This is a genomic window from Bacillus sp. LSHTCR4 (assembly GCF_057197025.1).
In genome coordinates this window covers 1-2,986 of record NZ_JBXUNO010000016.1, presented here as the reverse complement: position 1 = coordinate 2,986, position 2,986 = coordinate 1, and the positions used below count along the sequence as shown (strand labels likewise).

Annotated in this window: 1 rRNA gene; it reads right to left on the bottom strand. The window is 51.3% G+C overall.

Annotated elements, in window-relative coordinates:
* Positions 1-8: 8 nt before the first annotated feature.
* A 23S ribosomal RNA gene (locus AC2CGR_RS28100) occupies positions 9-2,930 on the bottom strand.
* Between the last annotated feature and the right edge of the window lie 56 nt (positions 2,931-2,986).

Sequence of the window (2,986 nt, the reverse complement as noted above, 5' to 3'; positions counted from 1 at the left end):
CATATTATATGGTTAAGTCCTCGATCTATTAGTATTCGTCAGCTCCACATGTCACCATGCTTCCACCTCGAACCTATCAACCTGATCATCTTTCAGGGATCTTACTAGCTTACGCTATGGGAAATCTCATCTTGAGGGGGGCTTCATGCTTAGATGCTTTCAGCACTTATCCCTTCCGCACATAGCTACCCAGCTATGCCCTTGGCAGAACAACTGGTACACCAGCGGTGCGTCCATCCCGGTCCTCTCGTACTAAGGACAGCTCCTCTCAAATTTCCTACGCCCACGACGGATAGGGACCGAACTGTCTCACGACGTTCTGAACCCAGCTCGCGTACCGCTTTAATGGGCGAACAGCCCAACCCTTGGGACCGACTACAGCCCCAGGATGCGATGAGCCGACATCGAGGTGCCAAACCTCCCCGTCGATGTGGACTCTTGGGGGAGATAAGCCTGTTATCCCCGGGGTAGCTTTTATCCGTTGAGCGATGGCCCTTCCATGCGGAACCACCGGATCACTAAGCCCGACTTTCGTCCCTGCTCGACTTGTAGGTCTCGCAGTCAAGCTCCCTTATGCCTTTGCACTCTACGAATGATTTCCAACCATTCTGAGGGAACCTTTGGGCGCCTCCGTTACACTTTAGGAGGCGACCGCCCCAGTCAAACTGCCCACCTGACACTGTCTCCCGGGTCGATAAGACCCGTAGGTTAGAATTTCAATACAGTCAGGGCGGTATCCCACCAGCGCCTCCACCGAAGCTAGCGCTCCGGTTTCAAAGGCTCCCGCCTATCCTGTACAAACTGTACCAAAATTCAATATCAGGCTACAGTAAAGCTCCACGGGGTCTTTCCGTCCTGTCGCGGGTAACCTGCATCTTCACAGGTACTATAATTTCACCGAGTCTCTGGTTGAGACAGTGCCCAAATCGTTACACCTTTCGTGCGGGTCGGAACTTACCCGACAAGGAATTTCGCTACCTTAGGACCGTTATAGTTACGGCCGCCGTTTACTGGGGCTTCAGTTCAGAGCTTCGCTTACGCTAACCCCTCTCCTTAACCTTCCAGCACCGGGCAGGTGTCACCCCCTATACTTCGCCTTACGGCTTCGCAGAGAGCTGTGTTTTTGCTAAACAGTCGCTTGGGCCTATTCACTGCGGCTTTCCGTTAAGAAAGCACCCCTTCTCCCGAAGTTACGGGGTCATTTTGCCGAGTTCCTTAACCAGAGTTCTCTCGCACACCTTAGGATTCTCTCCTCGCCTACCTGTGTCGGTTTGCGGTACAGGCACCTTTTATCTCGCTAGAAGCTTTTCTTGGCAGCGGGGAATCAAAGACTTCGCTCCATAAGGAGCTTCCCCATCACAGCTCAGCCTTCACGATAAGCGGATTTGCCTACTTATCAGCCTAACTGCTTGGACGTGCACAACCAATCGCACGCTTCTTCTATCCTTCTGCGTCCCTCCATTGCTCAAACGATAAAGAGGTGGTACAGGAATATCAACCTGTTGTCCATCGCCTACGCCTGTCGGCCTCGGCTTAGGTCCTGACTAACCCTGAGCGGACGAGCCTTCCTCAGGAAACCTTAGGCATTCGGTGGACGGGATTCTCACCCGTCTTTCGCTACTCATACCGGCATTCTCACTTCTAAGCACTCCACCAGTCCTTCCGGTCTGACTTCACTGTCCTTAGAACGCTCCCCTACCACTGATACCATTGGTATCAATCCGCAGCTTCGGTGGTGTATTTAGCCCCGGTACATTTTCGGCGCAGAGTCACTCGACTAGTGAGCTATTACGCACTCTTTAAATGGTGGCTGCTTCTAAGCCAACATCCTAGTTGTCTAAGCAACTCCACATCCTTTTCCACTTAATACACACTTTGGGACCTTAGCTGGCGGTCTGGGCTGTTTCCCTTTTGACTACGGATCTTATCACTCGCAGTCTGACTCCTAAGGATAAGTCATTGGCATTCGGAGTTTGACTGAATTCGGTAATCCGATGAGGACCCCTAGTCCAATCAGTGCTCTACCTCCAAGACTCTTACACTTAAGGCTAGCCCTAAAGCTATTTCGGGGAGAACCAGCTATCTCCAGGTTCGATTGGAATTTCTCCGCTACCCACACCTCATCCCCGCACTTTTCAACGTGCGTGGGTTCGGGCCTCCATTCAGTGTTACCTGAACTTCACCCTGGACATGGGTAGATCACCTGGTTTCGGGTCTACGACCACGTACTAAACGCCCTATTCAGACTCGCTTTCGCTGCGGCTCCGCCTCTTCAGCTTAACCTCGCACGGGATCGTAACTCGCCGGTTCATTCTACAAAAGGCACGCCATCACCCGTTAACGGGCTCTGACTATTTGTAGGCACACGGTTTCAGGATCTCTTTCACTCCCCTTCCGGGGTGCTTTTCACCTTTCCCTCACGGTACTGGTTCACTATCGATCACTAGGGAGTATTTAGCCTTGGGAGATGGTCCTCCCAGATTCCGACGGAATTTCACGTGTTCCGCCGTACTCAGGATACATTCAAGAGAGAACGAAGTTTCGACTACGGGGTTGTTACCCTCTACGACGGACCTTTCCAGGTCGCTTCGTCTACCTCGTTCCTTTGTAACTCCGTATAGAATGTCCTACAACCCCAAGAGGCAAGCCTCTTGGTTTGGGCTATGTTCCGTTTCGCTCGCCGCTACTCAGGAAATCGCATTTGCTTTCTCTTCCTCCAGGTACTTAGATGTTTCAGTTCCCTGGGTCTGTCTTCCTTACCCTATGTATTCAGATAAGGATACCATACCATTACGTATGGTGGGTTTCCCCATTCGGAAATCTTCGGATCAAAGCTTACTTACAGCTCCCCGAAGCATATCGGCGTTAGTCCCGTCCTTCATCGACTCCTAGTGTCAAGGCATCCACCGTGCGCCCTTTCTAACTTAACCAAACTAAAAATTAAAAAATATGAGCTACACTGTTATCTAGTTTTCAAAGAACATAC